The 16,580-nt window shown below is 53.7% G+C and carries 12 protein-coding genes; 3 read left to right on the forward strand and 9 right to left on the reverse strand.

Annotation, left to right across the window (positions count from 1 at the left end):
* Positions 1-12: 12 nt before the first annotated feature.
* Positions 13-705, reverse strand: coding sequence for a hypothetical protein (locus tag WC184_05335; GenBank protein ID MFA7477299.1), 693 nt, complete (start codon positions 703-705; stop codon positions 13-15).
* 359 nt (positions 706-1,064) lie between these two features.
* On the opposite strand from WC184_05335, the gene WC184_05340 reads away from it, so the two are divergent.
* The 3 genes from WC184_05340 to WC184_05350 all read left to right on the forward strand — a co-directional run bounded on the left by WC184_05340 (position 1,065) and on the right by WC184_05350 (position 3,145).
* Positions 1,065-1,322, forward strand: a complete 258-nt coding sequence (locus WC184_05340; protein MFA7477300.1) for a hypothetical protein — start codon at positions 1,065-1,067, stop codon at positions 1,320-1,322.
* Between the two features lie 3 nt (positions 1,323-1,325).
* Entirely contained in the window at positions 1,326-2,801 is a 1,476-nt protein-coding gene (locus WC184_05345; GenBank protein ID MFA7477301.1) for a sodium:solute symporter family protein, read from the forward strand.
* A gap of 161 nt (positions 2,802-2,962) precedes the next feature.
* Positions 2,963-3,145: a hypothetical protein gene (locus WC184_05350; GenBank protein MFA7477302.1), complete on the forward strand. Its 183-nt coding sequence runs from the start codon at positions 2,963-2,965 to the stop codon at positions 3,143-3,145.
* Positions 3,146-3,201: 56 nt separating this feature from the next.
* Here WC184_05350 and purD read toward each other — a convergent pair whose 3' ends face one another.
* From purD to WC184_05390, 8 genes are all read right to left on the reverse strand, one after another.
* A complete protein-coding gene (purD, locus tag WC184_05355; protein ID MFA7477303.1) occupies positions 3,202-4,434 on the reverse strand; it encodes a phosphoribosylamine--glycine ligase in 1,233 nt (410 codons plus the stop codon).
* 18 nt (positions 4,435-4,452) lie between these two features.
* Positions 4,453-5,733, reverse strand: a complete 1,281-nt coding sequence (locus tag WC184_05360; GenBank protein ID MFA7477304.1) for an adenylosuccinate synthase — start codon at positions 5,731-5,733, stop codon at positions 4,453-4,455.
* Between the two features lie 149 nt (positions 5,734-5,882).
* Entirely contained in the window at positions 5,883-7,091 is a 1,209-nt protein-coding gene (locus tag WC184_05365; protein MFA7477305.1) for a Cys-Gln thioester bond-forming surface protein, read from the reverse strand.
* Between the two features lie 349 nt (positions 7,092-7,440).
* On the reverse strand, positions 7,441-10,131 hold the full coding sequence (locus WC184_05370; GenBank protein MFA7477306.1) for a DUF5979 domain-containing protein: 2,691 nt from the start codon (positions 10,129-10,131) through the stop codon (positions 7,441-7,443).
* A 253-nt stretch (positions 10,132-10,384) separates the two neighbouring features.
* The gene (locus WC184_05375) at positions 10,385-10,507 is read right to left on the reverse strand and encodes a hypothetical protein (protein ID MFA7477307.1); all 123 of its coding nucleotides are present in this window, start codon (positions 10,505-10,507) and stop codon (positions 10,385-10,387) included.
* Between the two features lie 135 nt (positions 10,508-10,642).
* Complete coding sequence (locus WC184_05380; protein ID MFA7477308.1) at positions 10,643-12,016, reverse strand: LPXTG cell wall anchor domain-containing protein; 1,374 nt, start codon at positions 12,014-12,016, stop codon at positions 10,643-10,645.
* 303 nt (positions 12,017-12,319) lie between these two features.
* Complete coding sequence (locus tag WC184_05385; protein ID MFA7477309.1) at positions 12,320-14,056, reverse strand: LPXTG cell wall anchor domain-containing protein; 1,737 nt, start codon at positions 14,054-14,056, stop codon at positions 12,320-12,322.
* 503 nt (positions 14,057-14,559) lie between these two features.
* Positions 14,560-16,389 (reverse strand): LPXTG cell wall anchor domain-containing protein, encoded by a 1,830-nt coding sequence (locus WC184_05390; GenBank protein MFA7477310.1) that lies wholly within the window; start codon positions 16,387-16,389, stop codon positions 14,560-14,562.
* Positions 16,390-16,580 lie beyond the last annotated feature (191 nt).

Here is a 16,580-nt window from a genome sequence, read left to right on the forward strand (position 1 = left end):
GTGGCCGTTGCGTTAGGCCGAGAACTCGTATTCTAAAATGATTTCGGCTTCACTGCTCAGACCACCATCGTTTGGTTCAAAGGGGTAATCGCTCCTAAACCGAACTAAATGGGGCACACCAAACGTGTCAGGTTCAAAAGGTCGAAGGCCGGGAAGATCTTTATATAGAACGATCTCCATAGAAACTACCTCGCCGGGCGCAATCTCATATGGCGAGTAAAAATCTAAACAGCTAGCACCAACCCCGCCGCCTGACATCGAATACCCACATCCAGGGAACGCCACAATGATTTGGCTGTTTTTACCGTCAGCCACGGTGGCGGCTTTAGTGTCATCAAGAAAAATTGTGGCGTTTGATTGGTTTTGAAATCGGAGTTCGTGCGTTAACCAAGCCTCGTCTGCGCTGCTTTCCACCAAGGGCCCTGTGGTCACGCTAAGGCCATCGAGCTCGCCGCCGATAGCGACAACCGTGCCGCCAGGCGAATCGGGTGTCTCCGACGAGCTTTCTTCAAGAACAGTGCTGGCACCATTGGCGTTCGATTCGGAGTCGGACGAGTTGTTGCTACAGGCTGCCAACGAGATACAAAGGGCCACAACGCTCAATACTGCCCACGGCGAAATGCCCTTCATCACACTTCGCGAGGACCCACCGTCAGGTGCCTCATCGTTAGATGGCGCCTGACTAGATTTCTTCGACCTCTTCATTTCAACCAACCCCTTTCTAAGGTTTCGAGGCGGCAACAGGCACGCTAATTATTCGAAATACTTGGTTCCCCCTAACGCTGCCAAGCCTCTAAATCCATCCTACCGGCGCGAAATCCGCACAAGTTGCTGGACGTAAAACCTCATTAGGCCGCGCTGCGGTCGCTCAAGCACGTGACAATTTAAAATCATCGCAACCGCACTACCTGCTTCAACCTGCTGTCTCACCGAAATTCGGGCCGGGCATGGGTGCAAATCCCGCCAAGGTCCTCAATAAATCACTGGGGTGGGCCCTACACTGGCGACATATCGTCAAGCTCGTTTGAGATTCCCCCAGCGCTACGTCAATGCGGAGCACATCTATGGCTGAACCTTCATCTGACAACCCTGCGACACAACACCACCAACACCCAGGTTCGCCTTCTGAGCAGGGGTATTACACCGGGGTTAAGCGTAGGTGGTTAGGGGTGATCGCTGTGCTGATTCTGGCGGCGTTTGTGGTGCCTTTCACGGCGCTCACCAACATTGATGCTTGGTACGGAAGTTTCTTATTTTGGACCGTTCTCACAGCCGTTGTAATAGCTATTAACGCGCTGGTTAGCTCGGCCTGGAGGGATTAAGCAATGACTCCGGGTTGGATTTGGTTTGGGGTAGCTATCTACGTGGTGATTGCGGGCACGGCAGCTCTGATGTCTCGCCACGATGGCGAACAGACCATGAGCAGTTATTTCTTGGGGAATCGCCGTATGGGCGGTTTCATGTCAGCCATGAGCTACAGCGCTACCACCTATAGCGCATTCATGCTGATTGGTTTGGCCGGGCTCACCTACACCGGCGGAGTGGGCGCTTTGGGGTTCGAGCTTATTTATCTTTGCGGCGTGACCTTGGTCCTGATTTTCGGGCCGCGGTTCTGGTTGGCGGGGAAGAAGTTTGGCTATGTAACGCCATCGGAAATGTTGGGTGACCGCTATGAGAATCGGGCAGTGGGCGTGGTGGCGGCGCTATGTAGTTTGGTGTTTCTTATTCCCTATGCGGCGGTGCAGCTAGCCGGGGTGGGCTACCTGCTTTCAGGCATGACTGACGGTGAAATTTCATTCACTTCGGGCACAGTGTTGGTAACCGTCTTGGCCATTGGTTTTAGCATGGTAGCGGGGTTGCGCTCGGTGGTGTGGACCGACACATTGCAGGCTGTTTTCATGATTATTACCGCCACTTTGGTAGTAATTTTGGTGGTTCACGAACTGGGTGGGGTGTCGGGTTTCTTTAACAGCCTCACCAACGAACATCCGGGGGCGCTAAGTGTGCCGGGGAAGGGTTTCTTCAGCTTCAGCACGTTTTTAGGGCTGACCTTACCGTGGGTGTTTTTCAGCTTGTCGAACCCGCAGGTTAGCCAGCGCCTGTTTACCCCAAAGACCATGAAAGACATGCGGCGCATGCTGTTGGGCTTCATGATCTTCGGTTTTATTTACACTTTGGTGGCGGTCACCTGGGGTTTCGCGGCCATGGTGAAGTTTCCCGATTTGGCTACGGGCGACTTGGCCACCCCAACTTTGTTGGCGTCTAGCGTAGTGCCCACTGCCCTGGCCATTATTGTGATGATCGGTATTATTGCGGCCGCGGTTTCTACTATCGACTCGATCATGCTCACCTTGTCGTCGATGGCTACCCGAGACGTTTATTCGGTGGTGAAGAAAGACGCCGGAGACACCGAGCAACTGTTGGTGGGCAAGGTGATGCTGCCGGTTATCGCGCTTATGGCTTACCTGTTTGCCCAGCTAGAGCTGAATTTAATTGCGGTGTTGTCGGTTTCAGCTTCTGCAGGGTTGTTGGTGTTGGTGCCTGCCCTAGTGGGGGCGTTCTTTTGGCGTCGAGGAACCGCAGCCGGGGCGATTGCGTCGATCTTGGTAGCTGGAGCGGTGGTGTTTTACTTGGAGTTCGCCAAGGTCAAGTTCCTTGGTCAAGGCAGCGGAGTGTGGGGTTTGACGCTGTCCGTGGTGCTCTTCGTAGGTGTGAGTTTGGCAACCCCCCAGCCCACTGGTCGCGCACAAGAGTTCATGGACCACGTGCGAACCAAACTCGCCGACCACGGCGCTATTTAACCCAGCACACCTAGTTAACGCTGCCCGACCTTCGCTGGGCGAAAAACTGTTGCACGCTCAAACCAACCGCTGCGCTTCCCTGGACATAGTTGATATCGTGAAGATATCAACCTTAGGAGGTTCTCATAGCTGACATAGTTATTCGAGACGTACCACCCGAGGTGCTTGCCAATCTTGAAGAACGTGCCCGCCAGCTTGGCCTGTCTCGAGTTGAGTTTCTTCGTCGTCTGCTGATACGGGAATCATCGGTACAAGTAACTCAATCTGCAATCAATGACTGGCACCATTTCGCTAAAAGGCACGAAGATCTCAACGATCCTGACATCATGCGAGCTGCCTGGTAATAGCTTGTTAGCCAGCGGTCAAGGTTCCCTTGAGCGGCCACTTGGGCTTGGTGTTCTTAAACCCCAGCGGCGATGTCGGAGCGGGAGAACTTGCCGTTCCAAGAAATTAGCTCAGCTGCCATATAGGCCCGATCACGGGCTTCAGCCAAATTGGCACCCATTCCGGTTACCGAAAGCACCCGTCCCCCAGCTGTTACCAATTCACCAGCTTCGTTGCGTGCCACACCGGCGCCAAACACCACCACATCGTCCAGAGCATTGGCCGCATCAATTCCGTTAATAACGTCGCCAATACGAGGTGAACGAGGGTATCCTTCGGCGGCGCAAACCACGGTCACCGCAGCATCGGCATTAAAGGCGGGTTCGGTTTCAAGCTGGCCCGAAGCCGCTTCGGCCAACAAGGAAACCAAGTCACCGCTAAATCGGGGCAGCACTACTTGGGCTTCAGGGTCACCGAAGCGCACGTTGTATTCCACCAGTTTGGGGCCTTCAGGGGTAAGCATTAAGCCTGCGTAAAGCACCCCGCGGTAGTCGATGCCACCGTCACGCAAGGTAGCTAAAGTGGGGGCGATGAACCGGTCCATCACCGTTTCCACCACGGTGTCACCACTCGCATAGAAATCGGTGATTAACGGCACCGGAGAATATGCCCCCATACCGCCGGTGTTTGGGCCGCTGTCGCCGTCGCCAACCCGTTTGAAATCTTGAGCTGGGGCCAAAGCCACACCCTTTTGGCCATCACACACCGCCAAAATCGACAATTCCGGGCCGGTCATACCCTCTTCAATCACCACGGTTTGGCCAGCCGAACCAAACGCCTCACCCGAGAGGTATTCTCGCACCGCTTCTTCAGCCTCAGCACGAGAGGTGGTGACGAGCACCCCTTTCCCTGCTGCCAAACCATCGGTTTTAATAACGAACAGGTCTCCCATGGTGTCGAGATAGGCCAGTGCTTCGGTTTCGCTGGTGAAACTGCCGTACTGGGCGGTTGGCAGGTCAGCCCGGGCCGCAATTTCTTTCATCCAGGCCTTCGAACCTTCCAGGCGTGCCCCGTCAGCACCCGGGCCAAATACCAGCGCTCCACGGGCCCGCAAACGATCGGCCAACCCGTCGACCAGCGGCACTTCAGGGCCGATCACAAACAGGTCGGCGTCTATTTGTTCTGGTGGTTGGTTGGTTGAACCGGGAATGAGTGGATTACCAGGCGTCACCACTACGGTGGCGGTGCGCCCGAGAACATAGGCTAGGGCGTGCTCCCGCGCACCCGAGCCAACTACACAAACCTTCATGTCGAGCCTCGCGATGCTTTATTCGGCGAAGTTTACGTATTGGTCGCGACCAGGGCCCACACCTACCAACGTGATTGGAACCCCAACCTGGGCTTCCAAGAAACGTAGGTATTCAAGCGCAGCGGCTGGTAAATCGTTCTTGTTTGTAACTTCACTGGTGTCTTCATCCCAGCCCGGTAGCTCTTCATAGATTGGCTTGACCTTATGGAGAACCGACTGGTGATAAGGCATGTTTTCTAGCCGCTCGCCTTCGTATTCATAGGCCACACAAATCTTGAGCGGGCCGAGCCCACCTAAAATGTCGAGCTTGGTTATGGCGAGCTCTGACATCGAGTTCAACCGTACGGCGTGGCGCATCATCACAGCGTCGAACCAACCTGGCCGACGCCGACGTTTGGTGTTCACCCCATATTCTTGACCTTTGTCAACAATAGTGTCGCCCAACTCATCGGTTAACTCGGTGGGGAAGGGGCCAGAACCAACTCGGGTGACATAGGCCTTACCTATGCCAACCACCCGGTTAATATGCATGGGCCCAATACCGGCACCGGTGCACGCTCCACCCGCAATCGGGTTTGACGAGGTCACATAGGGATAGGTGCCGTGGTCGAGGTCTAAGAAGGTGGCTTGTGCGCCTTCTAACAGAATGTTCTGCCCAGTCTCTAGCGCTTCATGCACCAAGCCAACGGTATCGGCGATGTGGGGCCGTAAGCGTGGCAGGCATTCGTTTAGATATTCATCAGCTATGGCGTCGGCATCAGCAGGCAGGCGGTTATAGATCTTGGCCAGTTGAGCGTTCTTTTCTTTAAGAACCTGCTCGAGTTTTTCACGGAAAATCTTCGGGTCGAGGAGGTCTTGCACCCGTAAGCCGACCCGGGTTGATTTATCGGCGTAGGCAGGGCCAATTCCACGCTTGGTGGTGCCCAGTTTATTGGTGCCCAATCGCCGTTCAATCAACATGTCGATTTCTTGGTGGTAGGGCAAAATCAGGTGAGCGTTGCCGCTCACTTTCAGGTGGGAAACGTCGACACCTTTAGCGGTGAGGCTGTCCATTTCCGCAATCAGCACTCGGGGGTCAACCACACAACCATTACCAATTACTGGCGTGATGTGCGGATACAGCACCCCACTGGGCACAAGCTGCAACGCAAAGGTTTCTCCGTCGACGACCAAGGTATGGCCAGCGTTGTGGCCTCCTTGGTAACGGATCACCATGGTCATTTCTTTTGCGAGCAGGTCGGTAAACCTGCCCTTGCCTTCATCGCCCCATTGGGACCCGACGACGACGGTAGCCGGCACGCGCGTCTCTCACTTTCAACAGCCGGGTGTGACACTGCATCTTATCGCACGAGCACCCGGCTATGGCTAAAAACCAAACGGGGAGCCAGCCTAGACTCCCCGTTGGCAGCGTTGAAATTAACGCTCAGGTTCTTTTCGGTTGAAATTGCCTAGCGGCTTCGACGCCGGGTGTAGGTGACCATGGCGCCGCCACCAGTTAGCAGAACTCCTGCCAGGCTAAGCGCCGTAGTGGGGTCAACCCCGGTTCGAGGCAGTTTTTGTACCTCGGGGGCGGTGGTGGGGTTTTCTTCAGTGCCTTTGACTTCTTCGGTCGTAGTGGTGGACTCTTCATCAATACCCTCCACTTCTTCCGTGGTTGTTACCGGTACTTCGGTAGTTGGAGGCTGGGTGGTTGGAGGTTCGGTTATCGGCGTAGTGCTAGTGGTGGTTTCGGCTTCGGTAGTGCTTGTGCTTGGTGGCGTCACCCATTGCACGGTTAGTTCATCGTCGGTTTCCACTTGCACGCTGTTGGCAAGAATCAGCCGTTGATACTTGGGGCTTCCGTCGTCTTTGAAGGTGGCAAACACCCGTCCGGCGTGAACCGTAGCGGTGGCCGAAGCGCTGATGGTGGCAGTACCGACACCAGTTCGCCGGATACCAAATTGTTCGTTTAGCCCAACTGAGGTTATTGGTTCCTTCGTAGCCCACGACACAAGCTCACCGCCAACAACGACAACAGTGGCCGAAGTAGCGGTTGAGGTGACTACCAAAGGCCCCGCAACTGCGCCTTCATAGAACGGCGGCGTACCCAGGTTTTGAATCATCAGGCTCGGATCGGGTTCTAGCACCGGGCCGCTACCAGGGTTCTTTTTTACATGATTGTAGTTGTCCCACACGTTGCCCGATGAGGGGGTTGAGAGTGTGAAACCATCCGAATACGACCAAATAGCGGTTTGTACGCCCGCAGCTTTTTCTTGGTCAGTGCCTTTTAATTGGTTTGTCCAAGCGTCGCCGCCTTGTTGGTAGGTATGCAGAATTGAGGTGATGGTGGCCAGGTTGTTAATGCCCGAGCTGGCCCAGGGTGTTTCACCTCCACCTTGGTTCTTGCTGATGCTGGTGTGAATATCAATGCAGTAGGCCCTAGAGCTAGCCTCGTCAATGGTGACGTGCATTAGCCCGGCGGTGGTGCTGATCGGCTTGCCACCTGCCATGCCTGTTACTCCCACTCCGGTGACGGTGCCGGTGAAGATGGCGTTAGAGGCAGCACTGGCGCTTGGGGCGAAACCAAAGGTGGCGGCAATCATCATGATTGCTAAGCCAATAGCAAAGGAAAGCTTGCCCCGGCCTACGCGGGGAAGCCATGTTCGTGTGGTGCTCACTTTGAGACTCCTTGACGATGGGTGTTATTCGAGTCGAGCTTCGTGAGGCTCGAAATATGTTCGTCGGGGCCGGTTTCGCTTCTGGCTATTCTCAGACCTAAGCGACCATTTAATGGTCTGAGCTTTACGCTCCCCGCCAAGGTAGAAGGTGTTACAACCTCAAGTTTACCACGCTATTAATGCATACCCCTAGGGGTGTGGCAAGGATCATATTAAAACAGAAATGGGGAACCAACAAGGGTTCCCCATAACTATATGTATTTATTTTTGCGTTAAAGCCGTGTCACATGAGGATGATGGTTGCTAGCGGTTACCGCCAACTAGCAACCACCATCTTGCTGTGGGGGCTTTATGCCGTTTGGCGGCGACGGCCATACACCACGAGGGCAGCACCGGCTGTCATCAATACTCCGGCCAAGCTGAGCGTGGTGGTGGAGTTGGAACCGGTACGAGGCAAGCGACGACCGACCGTGGTGGGGGTCACCTGTTGGTCTTTAACCTCAGGAGCGGTAGTGGTGGTGTTCTCCTCGTCGATACCACCAACCTCCTCGATGGTTGTAGTGGTCGATTCAGGCACCGTGGTGGTAGTAGTCGGCTCTGGCACCGTAGTAGTTGGAGCTTCCGGGTAGGTGTTGGTAACAACTAGCTCGGTTGTCTCATTCCGAACCACGTTCACTACACCATCTACTTCGCTGTAGGAAACCGCCACGCCAACACCTGGCGATTCTTCCTCAACCCGGTAGGTACCAGGGGTAAGGCCACTAATGGTTTTGGTCTCACCAGCACCTAGCTCCACAGTTTCAACCAACGAGTCATCCTCATCGCCCTCGGTAATTGGACCATAGACATTGACCGTGAAGGGCCCCTTTCCACCGGGGCCTGCAACAACCTTTGTTACCGACAATGAACCGATAGGGGCGTCGTAGGTGTTAGTAACCGTAACGGTTGCCTTGGCTGTCTGGTTGATAGTTACCGAGCTACTTGGTGAGTAGGTAGCTACCGCTCCACCACCCGGGTCAACCTCGCTCACCGTATATTGGCCCGACACCAGGTTGGTTAACGTCGCCGAAGAAGCAGCACTAACAGTTACCGTCTCATCAAAACCGTGCGGACCAGTTACCCGAACCTCGAACTCGGTTTCTACGGTGATCGGCCGATCGTTTGCATCAACCGTACCGTTAATCACCTTGATGATCTCCAGCTCACCCTTCGGAGCGGGATAGGTGTTGGTAATGGTGACCTCACCACCAGCGTTTTGGCTAACGAGAACTATTCCATCGGCACTCGAATATGAAACTGATGAGCCATCTTGAGGGTCGGTCTCTTTGACCGTGTAAGTACCGCTTACGAGATCACTAAGCACAACCGCGGAAGCAGCAGAAACCTCGACGGTCTTCGAATAGTTGTGGGGTCCTGATATTTGGACCTCAAATTTGCGGTTGTCGAGTGAATTACCAAACTCGTCCTTACCAACAACGGCCTTAATTATTCGTAAAGAACCCGCTGGGGTCGGATAACTATTAGTGATCGCTACTTCCGACTGTTGGTTCTGAAGTACCTCAACAGTCCCACCACTAGGAACATAGGTGGTTGTTACTCCACCACCAGCACCGTTCTCGACTACCGTATAAGTCCCAATCTGCAGGCCCGTTAGAACAAGTGGAGAACCTTCTTTGACCGTACCGGTCTTTGAGTAGTTGTTTGGACCGGTAACAGTGACGTTGAAACTCTGATCAGCTACAGGGCTGCCTTCAGTGTCATATTCACCAATTACCGTCTTGGTGATTTTTAAACTTCCCAGTGGAGCGGGGTAGCTGTTCTTTACTGTTACTTCCGAAATTTGTCCGTCGTTAACTTGAATTGTTTGGCTTGGCTCATAGCTAACTGTTACACCGTTCCCACCATTTTGGGTTTCGGTGACTGTGTATTTGCCGGGAGCTAAATCGTTAATCTGGAATGATTCGTTATGCTTAATCTCGCCAGACCCCACGACATTGTTATCACTGTCAGTTACTTCGATGGTGAACGTGCGGGCAGTAACGTCACCACCCTGGTTATCAACAGTTCCGTCAACGATCTTGGTGACTTTCAATGAACCAACCGGTACCGGCGGTTCAGTCCAATTCGCGGTTGCAGTAGCGGTGCTTCTGCCTGTTGCGTTCTCAGCCATGATGAGCCGCTGATATTTCGGTTTGTTATCTTGGCCAAAGAGAGCGAAAACACGTCCACTGTGAATTGTGGCCGACGTTGACGCTGTAACTGACGCCTGGCCAGCGCCGCTCCCATTCCGCTTGAGGTAAAAGCTTGTACTGTCGCTATATGGTCCGCTGAATGTTGCTCCACCCGCGTCGACAATGGAAGCACCGGAGGCACTCAGTGTGACACTTAAACCTGTCGTAGCGATAGTGAACGGTCCTACCAAGTCACCGACATAACCACTGCCACTGGTTGGGTCAATGCTCAGGCTTGGGGCAGGCTCATTGCCGCTAATTATGGCGTTAGCATTCACCGCACCAAGAATCGTGTCGTAGTTGGTTTTGACGTTCTGTGATTCCCATGACGTTAACGAAAAGCCGTCAGAATAATGCCAGATTGCTGCTTGGATGCCCGCTGCTCGCTCGTTCTCGTCACCAACCAGCTTGAAATGTTCTGGTCCCTTCGAACCATTTAGCGCGTCATAAGTATGTAAAATACCTGTAATTATATTTAGGTTATTAATTCTAGATGTGGCCCAGTCAACTTCCGGTAACGAGTTCCCATTACCAATACTATGGTGTATGTCAATGCAGTAAACATATGCTTTTTGACCACCCGTTAGAGTCACCCGCATAAGTCCAGCTACCTGATTACTAAGCGACCCCCCATTGTACGGTCCACTAACCTTCTTATAATAAATAGTGCTATCGAAGGTAGCGGTGGTTGCGGCGTCGGCTATGGGGGAGAATGCTACGAGGCTGGCGATAAGCATCAGCACTACACCAGCGATGGTCGCTATCTTGCCTCGCCCGGCGTCCGAGCGAAGTCTTTCGGGGGTTGCCACGAGTGGCCTCCTTAACGTTACGGATATTGAGCTATCGGTAACTAGCTCAACTTGTTCACGTTGGGGCCGGGTTCGCTCTAGTTCCCCACAAGCTCAAGCGACCAGTTAGCGACCTGTGGATCAAAACTCCCCTGCCATCATTAACCCTGGTAGGGCCACTAATGACAAGAAACAAGTTAACCACGTAGAGTGAGAAAAGCCATAGGCGAGCGCCATATTAGGTCGTTCGGACTATGCCTAAATTCGGGCTTCTTCACACCTGAGAACGACCAATTTCGGCATAAGCCCAGCTTGCAGGCCAAATAGCGCCGGCCACACTGAGCGCGTGAAATGCGCCACGCCAACCACTAAGAGTGGTTTCGAAGTCTTCTAACATGTTGCAAAAAGTATGGTGGGGAGCCAAATTTAGCTCCCCACCAGGTACTTCGCATCTAGCAGTTAATTGTGGCCGTGCTCATTGTTTCTGGCCTGGCAAGCACCGAGACCGAAACAACCAATACAGCTGTCACAATTAGTGGTCAGTGTGGAAACGCCTCCGGCTGAACAATACGAATGCGGCACCGGCCGTTACTAGCGCTCCGGCCAGGCTCAACGCCGTCGTTGAGTTGGTACCTGTTCGGGGCAAACGCCGTTGAGCAACGGTGGTTGGAGTAACGACGGTGTCGAGCACTTCCTCAGTTGTTGAAGTGCTGGGCGTTTCGTCAATTCCACCCACTTCTTCAGTGGTGGAGGTGGTTGACGATGTGGTTGTGGAACTAGTGGTGGGTGGCACGGTTACTGGTGGTGGAATTGTTACCGGTGGTCGACGGGTACACACGTTGCGCACTGGCACCACTTCGGTTGGGCGGTTGTTACCACCGTGATAGTTGCCGGACACCGGCATAAGCTCACTGCGTGAGCAGCTCCAACCGTCGGGGTTGATGAAGGTTTCACCCACATCATCAAAGTCGATCTCCACGGACTCTGGCATTTCCAAGGGTGTGCTGTCGCCAACAAAATTACCGCTGGTGTCGAACGTCCACGACTTGGTGTAGGTGGTTTCACCCTCGCTTACCGTGATGGTCACAGTGGCGGAGCCATCAGCTGGAATGGCACCTTCAGGGATATCCCCGAAATCCCAATATTTTTCGGGTATTACCATTCTGGTCTTCGGGCACGGTTCGTTTCGACCTAGCTGATAGGTGAAAACCCACTTGCCGCCCTCACCTTTCGCCCATCCTTGTGAGGCCATTTCTGTGGGCACGGTGGATGGAAACACGAAGCCATTGTTCGCTTTAGCAACCACAGTAACCACACCATTTTTGGTGGACGAGGTGTAGGTGATTTGGTTCGTGCTCTCGGGCACGGTTACCTGATCCTTAGCTTCGCATTCACCGGTTCGTGAAACGGTTGGTGTGGTGGGCGTTACGGTTTCAGTACAGCCCGTCTTGGGGGTAACAGTTGCTTTGCGCCAGTTGCCGTCGGCTTTGACTCCGTTGCTCCAATAACCCTGGTCTCGCACCTGAACAGTGGCGTTGACACCCGCAGGCACGCTGAAAGTTCCGGTGAATTGGCGGCCATTGTCACTAGTGAATTCTCCATCGGGAAGGTTCTGCCACGAACCATTACCAATCCGGTATTGCACCTGCACCTTGCCCGACTTACCCGAATCACTTGAGTATTTGAGCTGCGCCGACCCGGAACTTAGATCCCATGATTTGGCGGTGTAGGTAACCGTGTAGTTGCCGTTAACTGGGCATGCCGCAGTAGCAGAAACCTCGGCGTGATGGGCACTAGCGAAGGGCGCGAAACCAACGAATGCTGCCAACATCGCCAAGGTCAATAACAAGGCGCTTATGGGTTTTCCTCTGCCTCCATTGGGCTTAGGAATAGGAGTATTAGCCATGGTGGGCTCCTAAGTGTGACTATTCAATTGTCACCGGACACCCATAGGCGCGGCACCCGGCATGGTTTGGGGCCGGGTTCGTCTTCGCTCCCCGCAGGTTCAGGCGACCAGTTAGTGGCCTGCGGATCTATGCATCCCCAGTCACCCTGAAACGGGTGGCGTTTCAAGAATACATTACGATTTCATGTCGCGTCGATAGGTTTTTGTCATATTGGACGAAAAATCAAACGGAGAGCCCCATGAGAGCCCTCCGTTAGTACTGCTTATTTAGTTGTGTAATTCAGAAGTGCCTAGTGCTGCTATTTAGTTGCCAGCGTTGAAACGACGGCGGCCAAACAACACGAAGGCAGCTCCAGCAGTCATCAGCACACCAGCCAGGCTCAACACGGTTGAGGTGTTAGAACCAGTCTTGGGCAAGGTCTGCTTGGCAACCGTGGTAGGCGTTACCACTGTGTCGAGCACTTCAGGCTCGGTGGTGGTTGGTGCCTCGGTAGTGGTGGTTGGCTCTTCATCAATGCCACCAACCTCTTCAGTGGTCGAGGTGGTGCTGGTGGGCTGCTCTGGAATGGTCGGCGTAGGTGGTGGAATCTCACCAAAGGTGTTGGTTACAACTACGCACCGATCCGCGATTCCACCTGCAAAGGGAACGATCACCCCATCACCACTTACTGGATGCAAGCAGTATGTCTCATCGTCCTTGCCAACAACCGCCGATGACTGATTTGGATTTTGCGCATCGACAGTGTAGCTAGGACTGCTCCACCGGTACCCAGCAGGCAACAGCGAGTCAGACGGAGTCGTTTCCGTTACCGTGCAGGGGCTTGCTCCTTCGGGAATATTGTCGAAGAAGGCGCGCTGACCCACATCAAAGGTTTGAGTGGCGATATATGGAACACCGTCTTCAACCTCGCATGAGATTGAAACCGTAAAACGAGGCTCCTCCGAGCTGGGTAGCTCTACGCCTGAAACATTCGGAATGTCTTTGGATACTTCCAAAGACCAAGTTTCTGGCTCTGGTTCGGGTTCGTCTTCACAATCTTCAGCGGTCCAGAGGAACTTCCAGCCCTGGTTCAGCCCGGTTACCGGATGCAAACCTGAGTCTTCCGGAGATCCGTCGTTCGTGAGCTTGCCATCCTCCCAAAGAGCAGCAACCGCATTCTTATCGGCTTGAGTAGTGTAACGGTAGATATCAATCTGAAGAGCACCGCACTCAGCCAACACCTCTAGAACAGCTTCATTGCTATCCAGAACGTCCAGGAGGTAATCCGGCGTAGTTACTTGACTGGTGACAAACGCTTGACCGCCGGCCCAGATCGAATCCCAGTTGGCATTCGGTTCACGGGTTCCATGTCCGTCTGCGTAGTTGTCTGGAAGCCGCCAAGCAACAGTGATGAACTCTACGACGGGATCAGGCGTACAAGACACTTGTTCTTCACTTGTTAATTCACGAGTGCCGTTTTCTGTTTCCGTTGTGGCATTCTTGTGATCCAACACCCACGTTTTATGATTCGGGTGGTTGACCCACTTGTACGGGGTCGTGGTCATGGTGCGCGTCTGGTGTACAACCTGACCCTCACAATCTAGGTCACCATCAACCCATTCCGAATGCGTCACCTTCGGTCCGGGAGGATTAGGCGCAGGAAGCTTGCAGCCGTTAGCTAGAATTTCAGCTCCAGTAGCTGATTCCCCATTCGGGCCAGTAAAGACCTTACCTAAATTCTTCCCTTTATATGTTTTCGTCTGCTGACCAGACTGATATTCGAACGAAGGAATAATGTCGTTTCGGTGGCTATCGTGGCCGTTAACAATTCCATTTGCGTTGGGTGAATTAGTGGTCCATGAATTTGCATTGTTGTTGTGGCAAATGGTGATGTTGTTGCCCGGATTATTCTTTCCGTTTCCTTGGCCGCCACCACCTGTGTAAGCTTCGGCGAAAGGTGAGAAGGTTACAAGGCTTGCAAGCAGCGCCAGGGCCAGCAGGGCGGTGCTTAATATCTTGCCTCGGCCCGCATCTGGCTTCGGCTTGGGACTAATTCCCATTTGGTCGGTCTCCTTGACGTGACTCTCTTTTGTCACCGGATACCAAATCCCACAGCACCCGGCTTAACGTCGGGGCCGGGTTCGCTCTAGCTCGACACAGACCTAAGCGACCAATTAGCAGTCTGTGCGTCGATGCTCCCCGGTAATCAAATCAACACAAACGCGATCCGATTACCACGTACAACATTAACCACTCACAGTGAGAATGTCTATAGACAAAACACCGATGAGCCTAAAGGACTACTCGGCTCTCCGCTTGAAACCTATAAATCTGCCTTTGCCAGGCCGTCTAGAGCTAACCACTTACGCTCAAGTGCCACCAAGAGCAACCATCATTACCGAATATCACCACGCAGAGTGGTTACATCTCTCGATTGACCGTCCAGCAAAACACCAACGCCGGCAGATCGCTCATGCTTCAGCAAACAAAAGTGCGGGGCCCATGTGAGCCCCGCACTAAGTGCTAACTATTCAATTTTGTTGATATTAAGCAGTCAACTTGTTTAGTTGCTGGCGTTGAAACGGCGGCGACCAAACAACACGAAGGCAGCTCCGGCGGTAAGCAATGCACCAGCCAGGCTCAACACGGTTGAGGTGTTAGAACCAGTCTTTGGCAAGGTCTGCTTCGCAACCGTGGTAGGCGTTACCACTGTGTCGAGCACTTCAGGCTCGGTAGTGGTTGGTGCCTCGGTGGTGGTGGTTGGCTCTTCATCAATGCCGCCAACCTCTTCAGTGGTTGAGGTGGTGGGCGGAACCGTTGACGTGGTGGGCTGCTCTGGAATGGTGGGGATTGTCACAATGGTGCAACGGTTGTGAACGTCCACATCTTCAATGACGTTGGCTGCCCGTGGAACAACAGGCATTTCAACCATTTCACAAGACCAGCCGCTTGGGTTAGTGAAAGTTTCGCTTACCTCATAGTCAGTGCCCATAGGCACTTCAAGCGGAGCCTTGGTATCCTCGTCGCCGAGCATTTCTCCTTGCGTGTTAAACCGCCACGTCTTGGAAAGCTCTCCGGCCGTGATGGTAATCCGGGCTTCGCCATCAGACGGTACGCTGTTTCCTTCACCAAAGTCCCAGGTCTTAGATGGTTGCACCAGATATGTGCACCCGCCTTCAACGAGCTCCTCGTAGGTTGCTTCACGATATGTCGTCACTGGCTCGCCAACCGGGACTTCTTCGCCAGGGACATACTTGCCTTCCGCGTCACTCCAGACGAACGGCGTCTCGTACGAGGTCGTTACAATCGTCCACTTTTCAGCATCGCATGAGAGGGTCTCAATCACATCAGTGCGAGTGGTGTCCTCAGGCTTTTCGGCGCATTCCTGGCCCGAATCCTTGGGATCAAGTTCGGTCTTCCAGATGTAGCTGCGACCTTTCTTATTCCACCCACTAGGAATGTCCGAGCCCCACTTGTAACTATCTTGCAAAGAGGCCGTTACCGTGGTCCAACCATTCTGTTTTGAGGTGGTGTAGTTGATACCGGGAGTCTGTGGGAGGTTCAACGATGCTGGATCGTCACAGGTAGCCGGGTTGACTGTAGGAGTTACGGGAACCACCGGGGTCTTACACTGCTTGCCAGTCAACTTCGCAATACTGAACGTCCAGGTTCTCTGAACATTATTCCCAAAGGTTACATTCGCAGCGGGCGTCGCCGTGACCTTTGTTTTCCCGTTCTCTACGGTCTCATGCCAGGTGTAGTAGTCCGATACAGACTTGGTGATCACACCGGGAGCGTCACAGGTGGCAGGTGTAGCCGACGCGGTGGGGCAGTCGATCGGCTCATTCACGGTCTTTGCATTACCAAAGGGCTGCCACCCGTCACCGTCTGGCGGTGTACTCCGGTAACCGGTCGTTTCGGGTGGGCCGTCCACCTCACGAGTAACTCCGGTGGCAACATACTTATATTCGGTAGTTATCTTCCGGTAGTACGTCTTATCCCACCAAGACCCAGTTTCCCATTCTTCCAGCACTGCGTTGTGTGATCCTTCGGAAGGGCTGGGTTGACCCCAGACTGGGCCAGCGCCGGGGTAATCCTCCCAATCGAACGTGTCGTAAGTGGTCCACCACCAACCGCTCTTTTCTTGGAACACTCCCTTAACCCACTTCTCATATTGATGTTGGGTTACGGTCGTAGGGCGCTTGTACATGCGTTGCTCAACTTGAACCGAGCACTCGTTCTTGCCACCACTGCCTTCGTGTCCGCCTCGGGCACCAGCATCGGCTAAGGGTGAGAAGGTTACAAGGCTTGCAAGCAGCGCCAGGGCCAGCAGGGCGGTGCTTAATATCTTGCCTCGACCGGCATCCGGTCGAGACTTGGGGTTCGTACCCATAAATGGTCTCCTAGACGTGACTTACAAAATGTCACCGGATACCAAATCCCACAGCACCCGGCTTAACGTCGGGGCCGGGTTCGCTCTCGCTCCCCACAAGCTCAAGCGACCAGTTAGCAGCCTGTGGATCAACACTCCCCTGCCAGCCAAAACACCCAAAGGGCTGTGACTGACACAACACAAGTTAACCA

Source organism: Acidimicrobiia bacterium (assembly GCA_041676705.1).
In the GTDB taxonomy this organism is placed as follows: Bacteria; Actinomycetota; Acidimicrobiia; order Acidimicrobiales; family SKKL01; genus Actinomarinicola.

What these genes read in the sequence shown, in the direction of transcription:
- WC184_05335 (MFA7477299.1), bottom strand. Translation starts at nt 705, where the DNA reads ATGAAGAGGTCGAAGAAATCTAGTCAGGCGCCATCTAACGATGAGGCA.
- WC184_05340 (MFA7477300.1), top strand. Translation starts at nt 1,065, where the DNA reads ATGGCTGAACCTTCATCTGACAACCCTGCGACACAACACCACCAACAC.
- WC184_05345 (MFA7477301.1), top strand. Translation starts at nt 1,326, where the DNA reads ATGACTCCGGGTTGGATTTGGTTTGGGGTAGCTATCTACGTGGTGATT.
- purD (MFA7477303.1), bottom strand. Translation starts at nt 4,434, where the DNA reads ATGAAGGTTTGTGTAGTTGGCTCGGGTGCGCGGGAGCACGCCCTAGCC.
- WC184_05375 (MFA7477307.1), bottom strand. Translation starts at nt 10,507, where the DNA reads ATGTTAGAAGACTTCGAAACCACTCTTAGTGGTTGGCGTGGCGCATTT.
- WC184_05380 (MFA7477308.1), bottom strand. Translation starts at nt 12,016, where the DNA reads ATGGCTAATACTCCTATTCCTAAGCCCAATGGAGGCAGAGGAAAACCC.
- WC184_05385 (MFA7477309.1), bottom strand. Translation starts at nt 14,056, where the DNA reads ATGGGAATTAGTCCCAAGCCGAAGCCAGATGCGGGCCGAGGCAAGATA.
- WC184_05390 (MFA7477310.1), bottom strand. Translation starts at nt 16,389, where the DNA reads ATGGGTACGAACCCCAAGTCTCGACCGGATGCCGGTCGAGGCAAGATA.